The sequence below is a fragment of the Frigidibacter oleivorans genome, assembly GCF_003993775.1.
Taxonomy (GTDB): Bacteria; Pseudomonadota; Alphaproteobacteria; order Rhodobacterales; family Rhodobacteraceae; genus Frigidibacter; species Frigidibacter oleivorans.
The window spans coordinates 23,180-38,178 of the sequence record NZ_RJRZ01000009.1 but is presented as its reverse complement, the minus strand read 5'-3'; the positions used below and the strand labels follow the sequence as shown (position 1 = coordinate 38,178).

Below are 14,999 nucleotides of genomic sequence, written 5' to 3'. Positions count from 1 at the left end.
GCTTCCTATCATTTCGCCCGCCCCATGCAAGGGGAATGGGCAGCGGCGTGCGGGCGCGGGTCTGCGTCATCGCGGCATGACATCTGGCTGTCGTATTCGGCCTATAGCTCTGTCGGACCGGGTCGGGAGGATGGGCATGGACGGCGCGAGGAACGAGGCTTGGGGCGCTGGCGACCTGCTGGACCGGCTGCGCGCCCTGCAGGACGATGTGGAAGCGGCGGTGGCCCGGCGGCTGGCCGGATGGGTACCGGCGCCCGGGCGCGAGGAGTTCCGCAGCTCGGCCGCCAACCTCGCCCGCTATCTGGCGCTGCGCCAGCACGATCTGCGCGGGGTGCAGCGGGGCCTCGCGACGCTGGGCCTGTCCTCGCTCGGCCGGGCCGAGGCGCATGTCGCGGCGACCCTCGCCGCCGTGGTCGCGGCACTGGCGCGCATCGACGGCGCCCGCACCCCCCCCGCCTTTCCCGACCCCGGCGCCTTTGCCGCGCCCGCCGCGGAACTTGCCCGCCGCAGCGCCGCGCTGTTCGGCCCGCAGGGCGACGGGCCGCGCAGCCGCATCCTCGTCACCCTGCCGTCCGAGGCGGCCGAGACGCCGGCCCTGCTGCGCGATCTGGTGGCGGCGGGGGCCGGGGCGGTCCGCATCAACACCGCCCATGACGGGGCCGAGGCCTGGGCGGCGATGATCGCCCATCTGCGCGCGGCCGAGGCGGAATTCGGCCGCAAGGTGCCGGTGTCGATGGATCTGGCCGGGCCGAAGATCCGCATCGCCGGCGTGGACCGGGCCGAGGGGCTGCGGCTGAAGCCGGGCGACCGCTTCGGGCTGGCGCTGCACCCGGCGGCGGTGCCGCAGCTGCCGGTGGCGCTGCTCAGCCACGCGCAGCTGTTCGACCACATGCCGCCGGGCCAGCCGGTCTGGATCAACGACGGCAAGCTGCGGGCCGAGGTGACGGAGCGTCCGTCCGAAGGCTCGGCGCTGCTGACGGTGACGGGGGCGCGCGCCAAGGGCGAGAAGCTGAAGCCCGAAAAGGGCGTGAACCTGCCCGGCGCCGACCTGTCGATCCCGGCGCTGACCGACGAGGACCGCGCCAACCTGCCCTTCGTGGCGGAACATGCCGATATCGTCTCGTTCTCCTTCGTGCAGACGGCGGCGGATGTGGACGATCTGGTGGCGGCGCTCGCGCCGCTGCGGGCGGGGCGGCCGCTGCCCGCGATCATGCTGAAGATCGAGACGCCGCTCGCCGTGCGCAACCTGCCCGACCTGATCCTGCGGGCGGGCGGCGCGGCCCCCGTCGCGGTGATGATCGCCCGCGGCGATCTGGCAGTGGAGATCGGGTTCGAGCGTCTGTCCGAGATGCAGGAGGAAATCCTGTGGCTGTGCGAGGCGGCGCAGGTGCCGGCTGTCTGGGCAACGCAGGTGCTGGAGGGGCTGGTCAAGGACGGGCAGGCCAGCCGGGCCGAGACGACGGATGCCGCGATGGGCCAGCGCGCGGAATGCGTGATGCTGAACAAGGGCCCGCATCTGGTCGAGGCGGTGGGCTTCCTGCGCGGCATCCTGCTGCGGATGGACCGGCATCAGGACAAGAAGTTCGCCCATCTCGGCCCGCTGGGGTCCTGGACGCTGCCGGAATAGGCAGCCCGGTCAGTTCGCCTTGCGCGCCGGCAGGAAGGGCAGGGGCGTCACCGGCACGCCATCCTCGATCAGCCGCCGCGCCTCGTCGGGGCGGGCCTCGCCATGGATCGCGCGGTCGGGCGCCGTGCCTTCATGGATCGCCCGCGCCTCGGCCGAAAAGCGCAGGCCCACATATTCCGAATTGTCCTCGACATGGCGGCGCAGCGCCGCAAGCGCCGCCTCGACCGGGTTCTGCGGCGCGGACAGCGGCCCGGCCGCCGGCCGGTCGGGGATGCCGGTCGCGGGGGGTGCGGGCGGCGTCGCCACGGCGGGCGCCATCAGCGCCTTTTGCACCCCGGTCGCGCCGCAGATGGCACAGGCGACCATCCCCGCGCCCTGCAGCCGATCGAAAGCCTCGGCAGACTGGAACCAGCTATCGAAGGCATGGCCGTCGGGGCATTTCAGGGCATATCGGATCATCGCGGACCTGCGGGGAATATGATTGGCAGGTAACGGTTTCCGCGCAAATTTCAAGCGCGTCGCGGCGGGTGGGCCGCCAGCAGGTCCAACAGCCGCGCCGCCAGCGCCGCCTCCGCGGTCTCGCCCCCGATGGCGGGGGCCGCCAGCCGGGCCAGCGCCGCGCGGGCCGCCTGGGTCATCCGGTCCCGCGCCGCCGCATCCAGACCCGCCACCGCCGCCGCCAGCGTGTCCGCATCCGTCACCCGCAGCGCCCCGCCCGCCGCGTCCAGCGCGGCATAGGCTGCCGCCGAGTTCGCCACATGCGGGCCATGCAGGATCACCACATCCTGGGCCGCGGCCTCGAAGGGTGCATGACCGCCCCTGTCGACCAGCGAGCCGCCGATGAAGGCCACCCCCGCCAGCGCCTGCCACAGCGCCATCTCCCCCATCGTGTCGGCCAGCAGCACCGGCATATCCGGCCCCGGCACCGCGCCCCGCGACCGCCGGGCATGGCCCAGTCCCGCCGCGCCGATCAGTGCCGCCACCGCGTCGCCCCGGCGCGGATGCCGGGGGGCGAGGATCAGCCGCCAGGACGCATCCGCCGCGTGCAGCCGGGCGAAGGCGGCGATCACCGCCTCCTCCTCGCACTCATGGGTCGAGGCGGCCAGCAGGGTCCGGTCGCGCGGGAACAGCGGCGCCAGCCGGGCCTGTTCGTCCTCCGGCACCAGCGGCGCCACGAAGGCCTTCAGGTTCACCACCGGCCCGATCCGGTCCCCGGGCAGGCCGAGCGCGCGAAACCGCGCCTCGGAACCCGGATCCTGCGCGCTGAGGAACCGGATCGCCGCCAGCACGCGGCGCGTCAGCCCCGGAAAGCGGCGCCAGCCCCGCGCGCTCGACCCGGACATCCGGGCACCCACGACCGCCACCGGGATGCCGCGGGCGGCACAGGCGGTCAGCCGGTTCGGCCAGAACTCGTTCTCCACCACCACCAGCAGGCCCGGCCGGGTGCGGGACAGGAACCGCGCCAGCACCCATCGCAGGTCGAGGGGCGCCAGCGCCGCGCTCACCCCCGGCAGGCCCCAGCCCGCGACCATCGCCCGCGCCGTCGCGGTATTCGCCGTCACCCGCAGCCGCAGCCCCGGCCGCGCCGCGACCAGCGCCGCCGCCAGCCCCCGCACCGATGCCAGTTCGCCGTTGGAGGCGCCGTGCAGCCACAGATCGGCCGGCCCGTGGCCCGAGGCGCCCAGCCGTTCGGTCAGGTCGCCCGGCGCGGCACGGCCCCGCAGCCGCTGCCACAGCAGGCGGGCGAGGATCGCGGGGGCGACGAGCGACAGCAGAAGCCGGTAGAGGATCATGTCCCGCTTCTGCCCGGAACGGCGGATCAGGGAAAGGGGTGAGGCGCCGGGGACAGACGGGACAGAAGCTCGACTGCCATTGCGTTGGCCGTGGCGTGAAACCGGGAAAACCGCCACGTTCTTCGTACCGCCGCCCCCGGTTGACATGTCGCCGGCGCCTTCGGGGAATGAACAGGCAGGGGCAGGGGATGTTCCCGTGCCGCCCCCGCCCGCGTCCGCTGCTTCTCGTTGGCGCAAATATCCCGGGGGGCGGCCCGGGACGGGCCGGGGGGCAGCGCCCCCCCGCGACCTCGCCGCCCCGCGCCCGGTCAGCCGCGCCCGGTCAGCCGTGCTTCACCATCACGTGCCGGACCACGGTGTAATCCTCCAGCGCATAGGCGGACAGGTCCTTGCCATAGCCCGACTGTTTCAGCCCGCCATGCGGCATCTCGCTGACCAGCATGAAATGCGTGTTGATCCAGGTGCAGCCATAGCGCAGCCGCGCCGCCGTCGCCATCGCGCGCCCGACATCCTTCGTCCAGACCGAGGAGGCAAGGCCATAGTCGCTGTCATTCGCCCAGGCGACGGCCTCGTCCACGTCCGAAAACGGCGTGACCGACACGACCGGGCCGAAAACCTCGCGCCGCACGATCTCGTCCTCCTGCCGGGCGCCGGCGACGACGGTGGGGCGATAGTAGAAGCCCTCCGCCATCGGCTCGCCGCCCGTGGTGATCTCGACATGGTTCAGCTCGCGCGCGCGGTTGACGAAGCTCGCCACCCGGTCGCGCTGGCGCTGGCTGATCAGCGGGCCGATCTCGTTCTCGGCATCGTCCTCCAGCCCCAGACGGATATCGGCCACGGCTGAGGTCAGATCGGCGACGAGCCGGTCATAGACCTTCGCGCCGGCATAGATGCGGCAGGCGGCGGTGCAGTCCTGCCCGGCATTGTAATAGCCGAAGGCGCGCAGCCCCTCGACCACCTCGCCCACATCGGCATCGTCGAAGACGACGACCGGGGCCTTGCCGCCCAGTTCCAGATGGGTGCGCTTCACCGTGCGCGCCGCGGCGTCGAGGATCTTCTTGCCGGTGGCCACGTCGCCGGTCAGGCTGATCATGTCCACCCCGGGATGGTTGATCAGGTAGTTGCCGACGGTATGCCCCCGCCCGGCCAGGATGCCGACCACGCCTTCGGGCAGGGTCTCTGCCAGGATCCGGGCCAGCTTCAGCGCCGTCAGCGGCGTCTGTTCCGAGGGCTTGAAGACGACCGTGTTGCCGCCCGCGAGCGCCGGGGCCAGCTTCCAGGCCATCATCATCAGCGGATAGTTCCACGGCGCGATCGAGGCCACGACCCCGATCGCGTCGCGGCGGATCATGCTGGTATGGCCGGCCAGGTATTCGCCCGCCACCGTGCCGTGCTGGCTGCGCACCGCCCCCGCGAAGAAGCGGAAGCAGTCGGCGATGGCGGGGATCTCGTCGTTGCGCATCGCATTCACCGGCTTGCCGCAGTTCAGCGCCTCCAGCGCGGCGAACCCCTCCGCCTCGGCCTCGATCCGGTCGGCGATGGCCAGAAGCAGCCCCGCCCGTTCGGCGGGCGTGGTCCGCGACCACCGCTCGAAGGCGGCCCGGGCCGCGGCGACGGCGCGGTCCACCTGCCCGGTCGAGGCCTCGGGCAGGTCGAGGATCAGCCCGCCGGTGCGCGGGTTCAGGATCGGCTCGGCGGCCTCCTGCCCGGGTTCGAAATCGCTGCCGATCAGCAGCTGCGTGTCGAAGGCGGCGGGGATGCTGTCCATGCGAAGCTCCGTTATTTGCCCGCGCCGGCGGTTTCGGACCCGTGGCGCGTAAGGGAATAGCCGATCAGGATGGGAATGACGGTGGCGAGGAAGACGACGATCGCCACGACATTGGTTACCGGCCGCTGGCGCGGGCGGACCAGTTCCTCCAGCATCCAGATCGGCAGGGTCTGCTGCTGGCCGGCGGTGAAGGTGGTGACGATCACCTCGTCGAAGGACAGGGCGAAGGCCAGCATCCCCCCCGCCAGCAGCGCCGAACCGAGATTGGGCAGCAGCACGTGGCGGAAGGTCTGGAAGCCGGTAGCGCCCAGATCGGCCGAGGCCTCGAGGATGCCACCCGACAGCCGGCGGAACCGGGCGACGGCGTTGTTGTAGACGATGACGATGCAGAAGGTGGCGTGGCCCAGCACGATGGTCAGGGTCGAGAAGGGGATGTCCAGCACCGAGAAGGCCGAGCGCAGCGACATGCCGGTGATCACGCCGGGCAGGGCGATCGGCAGCAGGATCAGCAGGCTGATCTGGTCGCGCCCGAAGAAGCGGCTTTGGGCCATCGCCGCGGCGACCAGCGTGCCCAGCACCATGGCGATCAGCGTGGCCAGCGCCGCCACCGCCAGCGACAGCCGCAGCGCCGGCCAGATGTCGGGCCGGTCCCATGCCACCGCGAACCATTTCAGCGTCAGCCCGGGCGGCGGGAACTGGTAGCTGCGCTCCTCGGTCGTGAAGGCATAGAGGAAGATCAGCAGGATCGGCAGGTGCAGGAACAGGAGGCCCGCGCCGGCCGCGACCTTCAGCGACAAGGGCGCGCGGTCAGAGTGCATCGAAGGCCCCCTTCCGCCGCGCGACGGTCAGATAGACCAGCATCACCAGGATCGGCACCACGGCGAAGGCCGCGGCCAGCGGCAGGTTCCCCGCCGTGCCCTGCAGCTGATAGACGGCCAGCCCGATGAACCGCGCCGAGGTGCCGACGATCTGCGGGATGATGTAGTCGCCCATCGTCAGCGAGAAGGTGAAGATCGACCCGGCGATGGCCCCGGGCAGCGCCAGCGGCAGGATCACGGTGCGGAAGACCTGCGCCCGGCTGGCACCCAGGTCGGCGGCAGCCTCCAGCATCGACAGCGGCACCCGTTCCAGCGCCGCCTGCAGGGGCAGGATCATGTAGGGCAGCCAGACATAGACGAAGACGATGAAGGTGCCCAGCAGGCTGGTGGACAGCGAATTGCCGCCCACCCCCGGCAGGGCCAGCGCCGCGTCGATCAGGAAGGTGGTGCCCGTCCGCTCGGCCGCCCAGCCGAGGATGCCCTCCTTGGCGAGGATCAGCTTCCACGCATAGACCTTGACCAGATAGCTGGACCACAGCGGCAGCATGACGCCGAGGTAGAACAGCGCCTTCCAGCGGCCCCGGGCATAGCGGGCGGCAAAATAGGCGATGGGAAAGGCGATCACCGCGCAGGCCAGCGTCACCGCTGCCGACATCGCCAGCGTGCGCAGGATGATGTCGAGGTTCTGGGCACGGAACAGCTCGCCATAGGTCTTCAGCGTGAACTCGCGCACGATCACGCCGGAAAACTCGTCGATGGAATAGAAGCTCTGCAGCAGCAGCGCGGCGAGCGAGCCCAGATAGACCACCCCCAGCCAGGCCAGCGGCGGCGCCAGCAGCAGCGCCAGCAGCAGGCGGGGATGGCGCCAGAACAGCGCGCCGATCCGGTCGCCGGCGCCCCGGGCGGGCAGGATGGCGGGGGCGGGCACAGTCATCGCTCGCCCTCCATCGGGTGCAGGTCGGCCGGCGCGAAGGTCAGCCCCACCGTCTCGCCCTCGGCGGGCAGCGGCTGGCCCGCGGGCACCAGCGCCGCCAGATCGGTGCCGGGCAGGCGCACCACCACCCGCGACCCGGCCCCCAGATAGCGCGTCGCCACCACCGGCCCCGTCAGCGCCGCGCCCGCGGCCGGGGCCAGGCGCAACGCCTCGGGCCGCAGCGAGGCCCAGGCGGCGGGACCGCCTAGCCGGGCCGCGACCTCGGGCGGCAGCACGTTGGACGAGCCCACGAAATCGGCGACGAAGCGGGTGCGCGGCCGGGCATAGACCTCGGCCGGGGTGCCGATCTGCGCGATCCGGCCCTCGTTGAACACGGCCAGGTGGTCTGCCATCGACAGCGCCTCGGACTGGTCATGGGTGACGAAGACGAAGGTGATGCCCAGCCGGTGCTGCAGCGCCTTCAACTCGTCCTGCATTGCCTCGCGCAGCTTCAGGTCCAGCGCGCCGAGCGGCTCGTCCAGCAGCAGCACCCGGGGTTCGTTGATCAGCGCCCGGGCCAGCGCCACGCGCTGCCGCTGCCCGCCCGACAGCTGCGCCGGGCGGCGGTCGCCATAGCCCTCGAGCTTGACCAGCGCCAGCATCTCGTCGGCGCGGGTCAGGCGGCGGGCGCGGTCCACGCCCTTGACCATGAGCCCGTAGGCCACGTTGTCGCGCACCGACAGATGCGGGAACAGCGCATAGTCCTGAAACACCGTGTTCACGTTGCGCCGGTTCGGCGGCACCCGGCCCACATCCTGCCCGAGGATGCGGATCGTGCCCGCCGTCGGCACCTCGAAGCCCGAGATCAGCCGCAGGCAGGTGGTCTTGCCCGATCCCGAGGGGCCGAGCATGGCGAAGAACGAGCCTTCCGCGATGGTCAGGTCGACGCCGTCCACGGCCCGGACCGCGCCGAAATGGCGCGAGACGGCGGTGAATTCCACGGCGGGGATGTCGGGCATGGACGGCTTTCGGAAGGCGGGAAGGCGGGGCCGGGGCGGGCGCGGCGATGCGCGCCTGCCGGTGTGACGGGACGGTGGGGGAAGGGCGGGTTCAGCGCCCGCCGATCACGCCGATATAGTCGCTGACCCAGCGGTAATAGGGCACGCAGGCGCCCTCGCCCTGGCTGCAATTGGCGACGGGCGTGGTCCAGAAGCGGATCCGGTCGAAATCGGCCAGCCCGTTGGTGTCGCAGCCCTCGGCCGTCTGCATCCCGCGCCCGTCGGTACAGGCGGCGGGGACCGAGGGCACGGCGCCGAACCAGACCGACAGGTCCGATTGCAGGTTCGACGACAGCTGGTGTTCGAACCATTGATAGGCGCAGTTCGGATGCTCGCTGTCCACATGCAGCATCGTGGTATCGGCCCAGCCGGTCGCGCCCTCCTCGGGGATGGTCGAGGCGACGGGCAGCCCTTCGGATTTCAGCAGGTTCACCTGGAACGGCCAGGAGCCGGAGGCGACGACGCCCTCGTTCTTGAAGTCGTCCATCTGGATGAAGGCATCGTGCCAATAGCGGCTGACCAGATCGCGCTGCACGCGCAGCAGGTCCAGCGCGGCCTTGTACTGGTCCTCGTTCAGCTCGTAGGGGTTGGTGATGCCGAGTTCGGGCCGGTGCGCCATCAGGTATTGCGCCGCATCGGCCACATGGATCGGGCCGTCATAGGCCTGCACCCGCCCCTTGTTGGGCTGGCCATCCGGCAGGTCCATCGGCTCGAACACCACGTTCCAGCTGGTCGGCGGTTCGGGGAAGACCTCGGTGTTGTACATCAGCACGTTCGGCCCCCACATGTAGGGTACGCCGTAATGCACCCCGTCCACGGTATGCCAGGGCGCCTCTTTCAGCCGGTCGTCCACCGTCGCCCAGGACGGGATCAGGTCGACGTTGAGGGGCTGCACCCGCCCGCCCGCGATCAGCCGCAGCGAGGCATCGCCCGAGGCGGTGACGAGGTCGAAGCCGCCCTCGTTCATCAGGGCCACCATCTCGTCCGAGGTATTGGCGGTCTTGACGCTGACCATGCAGCCCGTCGCCTCTTCGAACTTCGTCACCCAGTCGAAGGCGGCGTCGGTTTCGCCGCGCTCGACATAGCCGGCCCAGGCGACGATCGACAGCTCGCCCTCGCCGGGGCCGATCTCGGTCATCTGCGCCAGCGCGGGGGAGAGGCCGGTGAGCAGGGCGAGCGTCGCCGTGCCGCAACGGGTCAGGGTCTTGTGGCGGGTCATGCGGAACGTCATGCGGAAACTCCCTGTGGAATGGCCCGCCGGGGAAGGTCGGGGCCGCCGGTTGGTCCGGTGCCGGTTATCCGGTCATGGCCGAAGGCTGCGCCCCGCTCCGCGGCTTCGCAATATCAAAAGCCTGATGGGCGGTTTCGGAAATTCCGATGGCTGCGTGCGGTCAGCGCAGGGGATCGCCGCCCTGCAGCCCGGTCTGCGCCGAGCGCACGAAATTCAGCGCCGGCACCGACAGCGGTGCCCCCCGCCGCCAGGCCAGCCCCACCTGCACCGAGGGCAGGTCGCCCGACACGTCGCGGATCTCGATCCGGTCGCCTTCCAGCGACCAGGGGCGATAGACGAGGCTGGGCAGGATCGCGAGCCCGGCCCCGGTGGCGACGAGGCTGCGCACCGCCTCGACGCTGCGGGTGCGGAAGGCGACCTCGGGCTTCACCGGCAGCGCGGCGGTCAGGCGGCGGGTGGATTCCTCGATCTCGTCCACCATCAGCTGGATCATCGGCCGCCCGGCCAGTTCCTCCAGCGCGATCGCCTCCTGCTGGGCCAGCGGATGCCCCAGCGGCAGCCACAGGCGGTAGGGCGACACCAGCAGCGTTTCCACCTGCAGCGCCATCCGGTCGCGCACCGCCGAGGTGACCAGCACCGCCACGTCGAGTTCGCCGCCGATCAGCAGATGCTGCAGATAGTCGCCGCTGTCCTCGGTCACCGACAGGTCGACCTGCGGAAAGGCGCGGCGGAACCGTTGCAGGATGTCGGACAGCACATAGCCCGCCACCAGCGAGGTCACGCCCAGCGACAGCCGCCCCGTCGCAGGCTCCGCCTCGTCGCGAAAGGCGGTGCGCGCCGCGGCGACATCGGCGAGGATGTTGCGGGCATGGCGCAGGAAGGCCGATCCCTTGTGCGTGATCAGCAGGCCGCGCGGCTGGCGTTCGAACAGCGTCACGCCCAGGTCGTCTTCCAGCGCGCGGATGGCCTCGGTCACCGAGGATTGCGAGATCGACAGCGCCCGCGCCGCGCCCGAGACCGAACCGAGTTCGGCCGCGGCGGTGAAGAACTGCAACTGGCGCAGGGTGAAAGCCATCGGCTGCTCCGATTCCCGGGTGCGGCCTATGGTTCATCCGATGGGTCGGCCGGGCAAGGCGCGGGTTCGCCGGCCGCGGCGTCAGGGGGTCAGCGCGTGGAACCTGCGCGCGAAATAAACGCTGGCCTGACCGCCGGGCAGCGCGGCCACCTCCAGCACCCGGCAGAACAGCACGTGATGGGTGCCGACGGTCTTCACCTCGTCCACCTGGCAGTCGAAGCTCGCCAGCGCCCCCGTCAGCACCGGCGCGCCCGACCGGCCCGTCCGCCAGTCGCCCGCGGCGAAGCGTTCCTCGGGCGGGGTGCGCCCGCCGAAAAGCCGCGCGAGATCCTCGTGTTCGGGGCCGATCGTGTTCACGCAGAGCGCCTTGTTGGCGAGGAACGCGTCGCCGGTGGATCGCAGCGCGTTGACGCAGACCAGCAGCGTCGGCGGCGCATCGGTGACGCTGCACACGGCCGAGGCGGTCAGCCCGGCGCGACCCCCCGGCCCGTCCGAGGTGACGATGTTCACTGCGGCCGGCAACAGCGCCATCGTCTGCCGGAACTGCTCGGCCGTGACGGTTTCGGCGGTTGCGGCGGGGCTCGGGTCGACGTTGCGGGGCTCGTCAGGGGGCATCGCATCTCCTTGGGCTGCGGACGGCGGGTGGGCAGGGCCCCGCCGGTCCGGCGCTGGCAGGGCGCAACCTAACCGCGGCGGGCGGGCTGGCAAGGGCCGCAGCCCCTGAAGCGGCCCCCTAGCGCGGCCACATCCGCCGCAACAGCCCGTCGCGCCGGATCAGGCCGTGATGCGCGGCCCCGGCCAGATGCAGCGCCACCGCGAGGATCAGCCCGTTCGCCACCGCCCCGTGCAGCGCCTTGGCCGTGGCGGCCAGCGGTTCCGACCGCGGCACCAGCGGCGGCAGGCCCAGGCTCTGGGCCAGTTCCAGCGGAAAGCCCCCCGCCGTCACCCGCACATAGCCCGACAGCGCCATCACCAGCACCAGCACATAGAGCGCGCCATGCACCGCCTCGGCCACCGCAGCCTGCAGGCGCGGCATCGGCACGGGGGGCGGCGGCGGCACCGCGATGCGCCAGCCGATCCGCAGCAGCATCAGCACGAGGACGACCAGCCCCGCATTCTTGTGGAAGATGAACAGCGTGTCCTGCAGCGGCCGGTCCAGCCCCGGGCGCACCATGATCAGCCCGGCGGGCACCATCGTCAGCACCAGCGCCGCGACCAGCCAGTGCAGGAGGCGGGCCGGTCGGCTGTAGACCCCGCTGTCGGCGACGGTCGTCGCCGTCGCGGACGGCGCGGGCATCGGGCGGGCGCTCGGAGGGCGGGGCGGCGGCATGGCGGACCTTTCGCGCTGGCGATTTAGGAAGGATGCCAGAGCGCGCAATTTTCGGCGAGTCCGGAAAACCGTCTTGACCGGTCCGGCCATGCGCCTACACCCGCTGGATGGCGACATTTCCGACCCATCCCCTGGCAGCCTTCTCCGCCGCACCGGCCTTGCCGGCGCTTTTGCTGCTGTGCGTGGCGGGGGCGGGGCTGACGCTGGGGCTGGCCGAGGCGATGACCGAGGCGGCGCCCCGGTCCCGTGCGGGCGCGCTGGCGCTGTTTCTCGGCGCGGCGGCGCTGGCGGTGCGCGGCATCGGGCGGGGGCGAAGCGGCACCTATCCGCATGGCCGGCTCGGGCTGTGCAATGCGGTCACGCTGACCCGGGCCGCGCTGGCGGCCAGCCTTCTGGCCCCGGCGCTGGCGGGCACACCGCGGCCGGGGCTGTGCCTGGCGCTGACGCTGGTGGCGCTGGCGCTGGACGGGGTGGATGGCTGGCTCGCGCGGCAGGCGGGGCTGGCCTCGCGCTTCGGCGCGCGGTTCGACATGGAGACGGATTCGCTGCTGGCGCTGGTGCTTGCGCTGTTGGCGATGCAGACGGCGGGGCTGGGCCCCTGGGTGCTGGTGCTGGGCCTGCCGCGCTATGTCTTCTGGGCGGCGATGTGGGTCTGGCCCTGGCTCGACGGGCCGCTGCCGCCGCGCCGCAGCCGCCGCTGGATCTGCGTGGTGCAGATCGGCGCGCTGGCCGCGCTGCAACTGCCTGGCCTCTGGCCCGCGGCGGCGGCGCTTGCCGTGCCGCTGGCGGCGGGGGCGCTGGCGCTGGTGCTGTGGTCCTTCGCCGTCGACATCCGCAGGCTGGCCAAGGCGCGGGGATGAGCGGCGGGCGGGGCTGGGGGCCGGTGCCGCCGCTGGTGGCGGGCATCGTCATCGCGCTGGCGGTGGGGCTGGCGGCGCTGCCCCTGCCGGTTGCCCTGCCGCCCCGCCTTGCCAGCCTGCCGCTGCCGGAGATGGCGACAGCGATCCTGCTGGCGCTGGCGCTGCCGAACCGGGGGCGGGCCGCCGCCTTGGCCCGGTGGGGGTTGGCCGGGGGTCTGCTGCTGGCGCTGGTCTGGCGGCTGGCCGATGCCGGGATGGCCGGCGCCTTCGCCCGGCCCTTCGACCCGCTGACGGATCTGCCGCTGCTGCGGTCGGGCGTCGACCTGCTGCGCGGATCGGTGGGGGCAGGGCCAGCGGCCGGCGCGGTGGCGGGCGCGGTGCTGGCCCTGGGCCTTGTCGCGGCAGCGATGGTCTGGGCGCTGCGCCGTCTGGCGGGGCGGGGGCCGCGGCGGGTGGTGCTGCCGCTTGCAATGCTGGCGGTGCTGTGGACGGCGGCGGCGCTGTGGCTGCCCGCCCTGCCGGGCCACGCCCCGCTGACGCGGCTGGCGCTGGATCGCGCCGCGCGGCTGGAGCGCGGGCTGCAGGATCGCCGCGACTTCGCCCGCGCCGCCGCGGCCGATGCCTGGGCCGGGCGGGCCGGGGCGCTGGACCGGCTGGGCGGGGCCGACCTGATCGTGGTCTTCGTCGAAAGCTATGGCCGCAACAGCCTCGAGGCGCCGCTCTACGCCGCCACCCATCGGGCCACGCTGGCGGCGGCGGAACCCGGTCTGGCCCGTGCGGGGCTGGCGATGCGGTCGGGCTGGCTGACCTCGCCCATCGCGGGCGGGCAAAGCTGGCTGGCCCATGCGACGCTGGCCGCAGGGCTGAAGATCGACACGCAGGGACGCTATGGCGCGCTGCTGGCCGCGCCCGGGCGGACGCTGTGGCACATTGCCGCAGGCGCCGGCCGCCCGACGCTGGCCGTGGCCCCCGCGATCACCCTGCCCTGGCCCGAAGGTCCGCGGCTCGGCTTCGGGCAGGTGCTGGCGGCGGCGGATCTGGACTATCGCGGCGCGGCCTTCAACTGGGTGACGATGCCGGACCAGTTCACCCTGGCGCGGCTGGGGCAGGCGCTGGACCGGGCCGGGGGTCCGCGGGCCGTCGAGGTGGCGCTGATCTCCTCGCACGCGCCCTGGGTGCCGGTGCCGCGCCCGGTGCCATGGCCGGCCGTGGGAAACGGCGAGATCTTCACCCCGATGACCGAGGGCGCGCCCAGCCCCGAACAGGTCTGGGCCGATCCCGACAGCGTGCGCGCGCAGTACCGGCAGGCCATCGACTACAGCCTGCGCATCGTCTTCGACTATGCCGCGCAGCCCCGGCGCCGGCCGGCGCTGTTGCTGGTGCTGGGCGACCATCCGCCCGCGCCCTTCGTGGCGCAGGCCGAGGGTCGCGACGTGCCCGCGCATCTGGTCGGGCCGCCCGATCTGGTGGCGCTGGCGGCGGACTGGGGCTGGACGAACGGGCTGATCCCTGCCACATCGGCGCCCTCCCTGCCGATGGAGGCTTTCCGCGACCGGCTTCTCGGCACATATACCAGCCAGGGCGGAACGATCGCGAGCGACGACGAGGAACGATGAAGGCACTGCGACTGCTGGTCCCGGCGATCCTGCTGGCCGTGCTGTGGCACTGGCTGGACGGCCCGGCCATTGCCGAGCGGCTGGCCGCGACCGATCCGGTCTGGCTGGCGGCGGCCTGCGCGGCCTCGGCGCTGCAGACGGTGCTGCTGGCGCTGCGCTGGCGGCTGACGGCCGGCGCGCTCGGGCACGAGATCCGGCTGTCCACCGCGCTGCGGGAATATTTCGTGGCGCAGCTGGTGAACCAGACCCTCCCCGGCGGCATGCTGGGCGATGCCGCCCGCGCCGTCCGCACCAAGGGCGAGGCGGGGCTGGCCGTGTCCGGCCAGGCGGTGGTGATCGAACGGCTGACGGGTCAGGTGGCGCTGTTGATCGTCACGCTCTGCGGGTTGGCGCTGGCCAGCGCCTTGCCGGGCGGGGTGCGCTGGCCGGCCTGGACCGAGATCATTCCGCTGTGGCTGGCCGGGATCGGTTTTGCGCTGGCGGTGGCGGTGCTGGGGCTGCGCCGGTTCCGGCCCGGCTGGATCGCGCTGATGGTCGAACCGGTGCGCCGGGCGGTTCTGGCGCGCGAGGTCTGGCCGCGTCAGGCGGTGCTGGGGCTGGCCGTGGTCGGGCTGAACCTGCTGACCTTCGCCTTCTCGGCCCGGGCCGTCGGCGTGGTGATGCCGGTCGAGGCGGTGGTGACGCTGGTGCCCCTGGTGATGACGGCGATGCTGGTGCCGATCAGCATCGCGGGCTGGGGCTTTCGCGAAGGCGCGGCGCTGGCGCTGCTGCCCCTGGGCGGCATCACCCCGGAAACCGCCGTCGCCGCCTCGATCGTCTTCGGCGCGGTCATCCTCTGCGCCAGCCTGCCCGGTGCCTTCTGGCTGTCGCACCGTCCGCGCGCGTGACCCCGGACCCGGCGCGGCCGGCA

14 protein-coding genes are annotated in these 14,999 nt (G+C 72.5%); 4 read left to right on the top strand and 10 right to left on the bottom strand.

Annotation, left to right across the window (positions count from 1 at the left end; all coding sequences use genetic code 11):
• The first annotated feature begins 136 nt into the window (after positions 1-136).
• A complete protein-coding gene (locus tag EEY80_RS12165; protein ID WP_126976845.1) occupies positions 137-1,627 on the top strand; it encodes a pyruvate kinase in 1,491 nt (496 codons plus the stop codon).
• Between the two features lie 9 nt (positions 1,628-1,636).
• Here EEY80_RS12165 and EEY80_RS12160 read toward each other — a convergent pair whose 3' ends face one another.
• From EEY80_RS12160 to EEY80_RS12115, 10 genes are all read right to left on the bottom strand, one after another.
• Entirely contained in the window at positions 1,637-2,086 is a 450-nt protein-coding gene (locus EEY80_RS12160; RefSeq protein WP_126976844.1) for a DUF1178 family protein, read from the bottom strand.
• A gap of 50 nt (positions 2,087-2,136) precedes the next feature.
• Positions 2,137-3,420 (bottom strand): 3-deoxy-D-manno-octulosonic acid transferase, encoded by a 1,284-nt coding sequence (locus EEY80_RS12155; protein WP_126976843.1) that lies wholly within the window; start codon positions 3,418-3,420, stop codon positions 2,137-2,139.
• A gap of 322 nt (positions 3,421-3,742) precedes the next feature.
• Positions 3,743-5,188 (bottom strand): gamma-aminobutyraldehyde dehydrogenase, encoded by a 1,446-nt coding sequence (locus tag EEY80_RS12150; RefSeq protein WP_126976842.1) that lies wholly within the window; start codon positions 5,186-5,188, stop codon positions 3,743-3,745.
• 11 nt (positions 5,189-5,199) lie between these two features.
• On the bottom strand, positions 5,200-6,006 hold the full coding sequence (locus EEY80_RS12145) for an ABC transporter permease (RefSeq protein WP_126976841.1): 807 nt from the start codon (positions 6,004-6,006) through the stop codon (positions 5,200-5,202).
• On the bottom strand, positions 5,996-6,940 hold the full coding sequence (locus EEY80_RS12140; RefSeq protein WP_126976840.1) for an ABC transporter permease: 945 nt from the start codon (positions 6,938-6,940) through the stop codon (positions 5,996-5,998). Before EEY80_RS12140 ends, EEY80_RS12145 begins: the two co-directional genes overlap by 11 nt.
• Positions 6,937-7,938, bottom strand: coding sequence for an ABC transporter ATP-binding protein (locus EEY80_RS12135; RefSeq protein WP_126976839.1), 1,002 nt, complete (start codon positions 7,936-7,938; stop codon positions 6,937-6,939). Before EEY80_RS12135 ends, EEY80_RS12140 begins: the two co-directional genes overlap by 4 nt.
• 91 nt (positions 7,939-8,029) lie before the next feature.
• A complete protein-coding gene (locus tag EEY80_RS12130; RefSeq protein ID WP_235829827.1) occupies positions 8,030-9,208 on the bottom strand; it encodes an ABC transporter substrate-binding protein in 1,179 nt (392 codons plus the stop codon).
• A 160-nt stretch (positions 9,209-9,368) separates the two neighbouring features.
• Complete coding sequence (locus EEY80_RS12125; protein WP_126976838.1) at positions 9,369-10,283, bottom strand: LysR family transcriptional regulator; 915 nt, start codon at positions 10,281-10,283, stop codon at positions 9,369-9,371.
• An 81-nt stretch (positions 10,284-10,364) separates the two neighbouring features.
• Entirely contained in the window at positions 10,365-10,898 is a 534-nt protein-coding gene (locus EEY80_RS12120; protein ID WP_126976837.1) for a flavin reductase, read from the bottom strand.
• Positions 10,899-11,016: 118 nt separating this feature from the next.
• Complete coding sequence (locus EEY80_RS12115; RefSeq protein ID WP_126976836.1) at positions 11,017-11,580, bottom strand: cytochrome b; 564 nt, start codon at positions 11,578-11,580, stop codon at positions 11,017-11,019.
• A gap of 140 nt (positions 11,581-11,720) precedes the next feature.
• Between EEY80_RS12115 and EEY80_RS12110 the strand changes: the two genes are divergently transcribed.
• The 3 genes from EEY80_RS12110 to EEY80_RS12100 are packed head-to-tail and all read left to right on the top strand — an operon-like array spanning position 11,721 to position 14,976.
• The gene (locus EEY80_RS12110) at positions 11,721-12,473 is read left to right on the top strand and encodes a CDP-alcohol phosphatidyltransferase family protein (protein WP_235829826.1); all 753 of its coding nucleotides are present in this window, start codon (positions 11,721-11,723) and stop codon (positions 12,471-12,473) included.
• On the top strand, positions 12,470-14,089 hold the full coding sequence (locus EEY80_RS12105) for a sulfatase (protein WP_126976835.1): 1,620 nt from the start codon (positions 12,470-12,472) through the stop codon (positions 14,087-14,089). The genes EEY80_RS12110 and EEY80_RS12105 overlap by 4 nt, the downstream gene beginning before the upstream one ends.
• Positions 14,086-14,976 carry a lysylphosphatidylglycerol synthase transmembrane domain-containing protein gene (locus EEY80_RS12100; RefSeq protein WP_126976834.1) on the top strand — a complete coding sequence of 297 codons (891 nt, stop codon included), beginning with the start codon at positions 14,086-14,088 and terminating at the stop codon, positions 14,974-14,976. The genes EEY80_RS12105 and EEY80_RS12100 overlap by 4 nt, the downstream gene beginning before the upstream one ends.
• Positions 14,977-14,999: the final 23 nt, after the last annotated feature.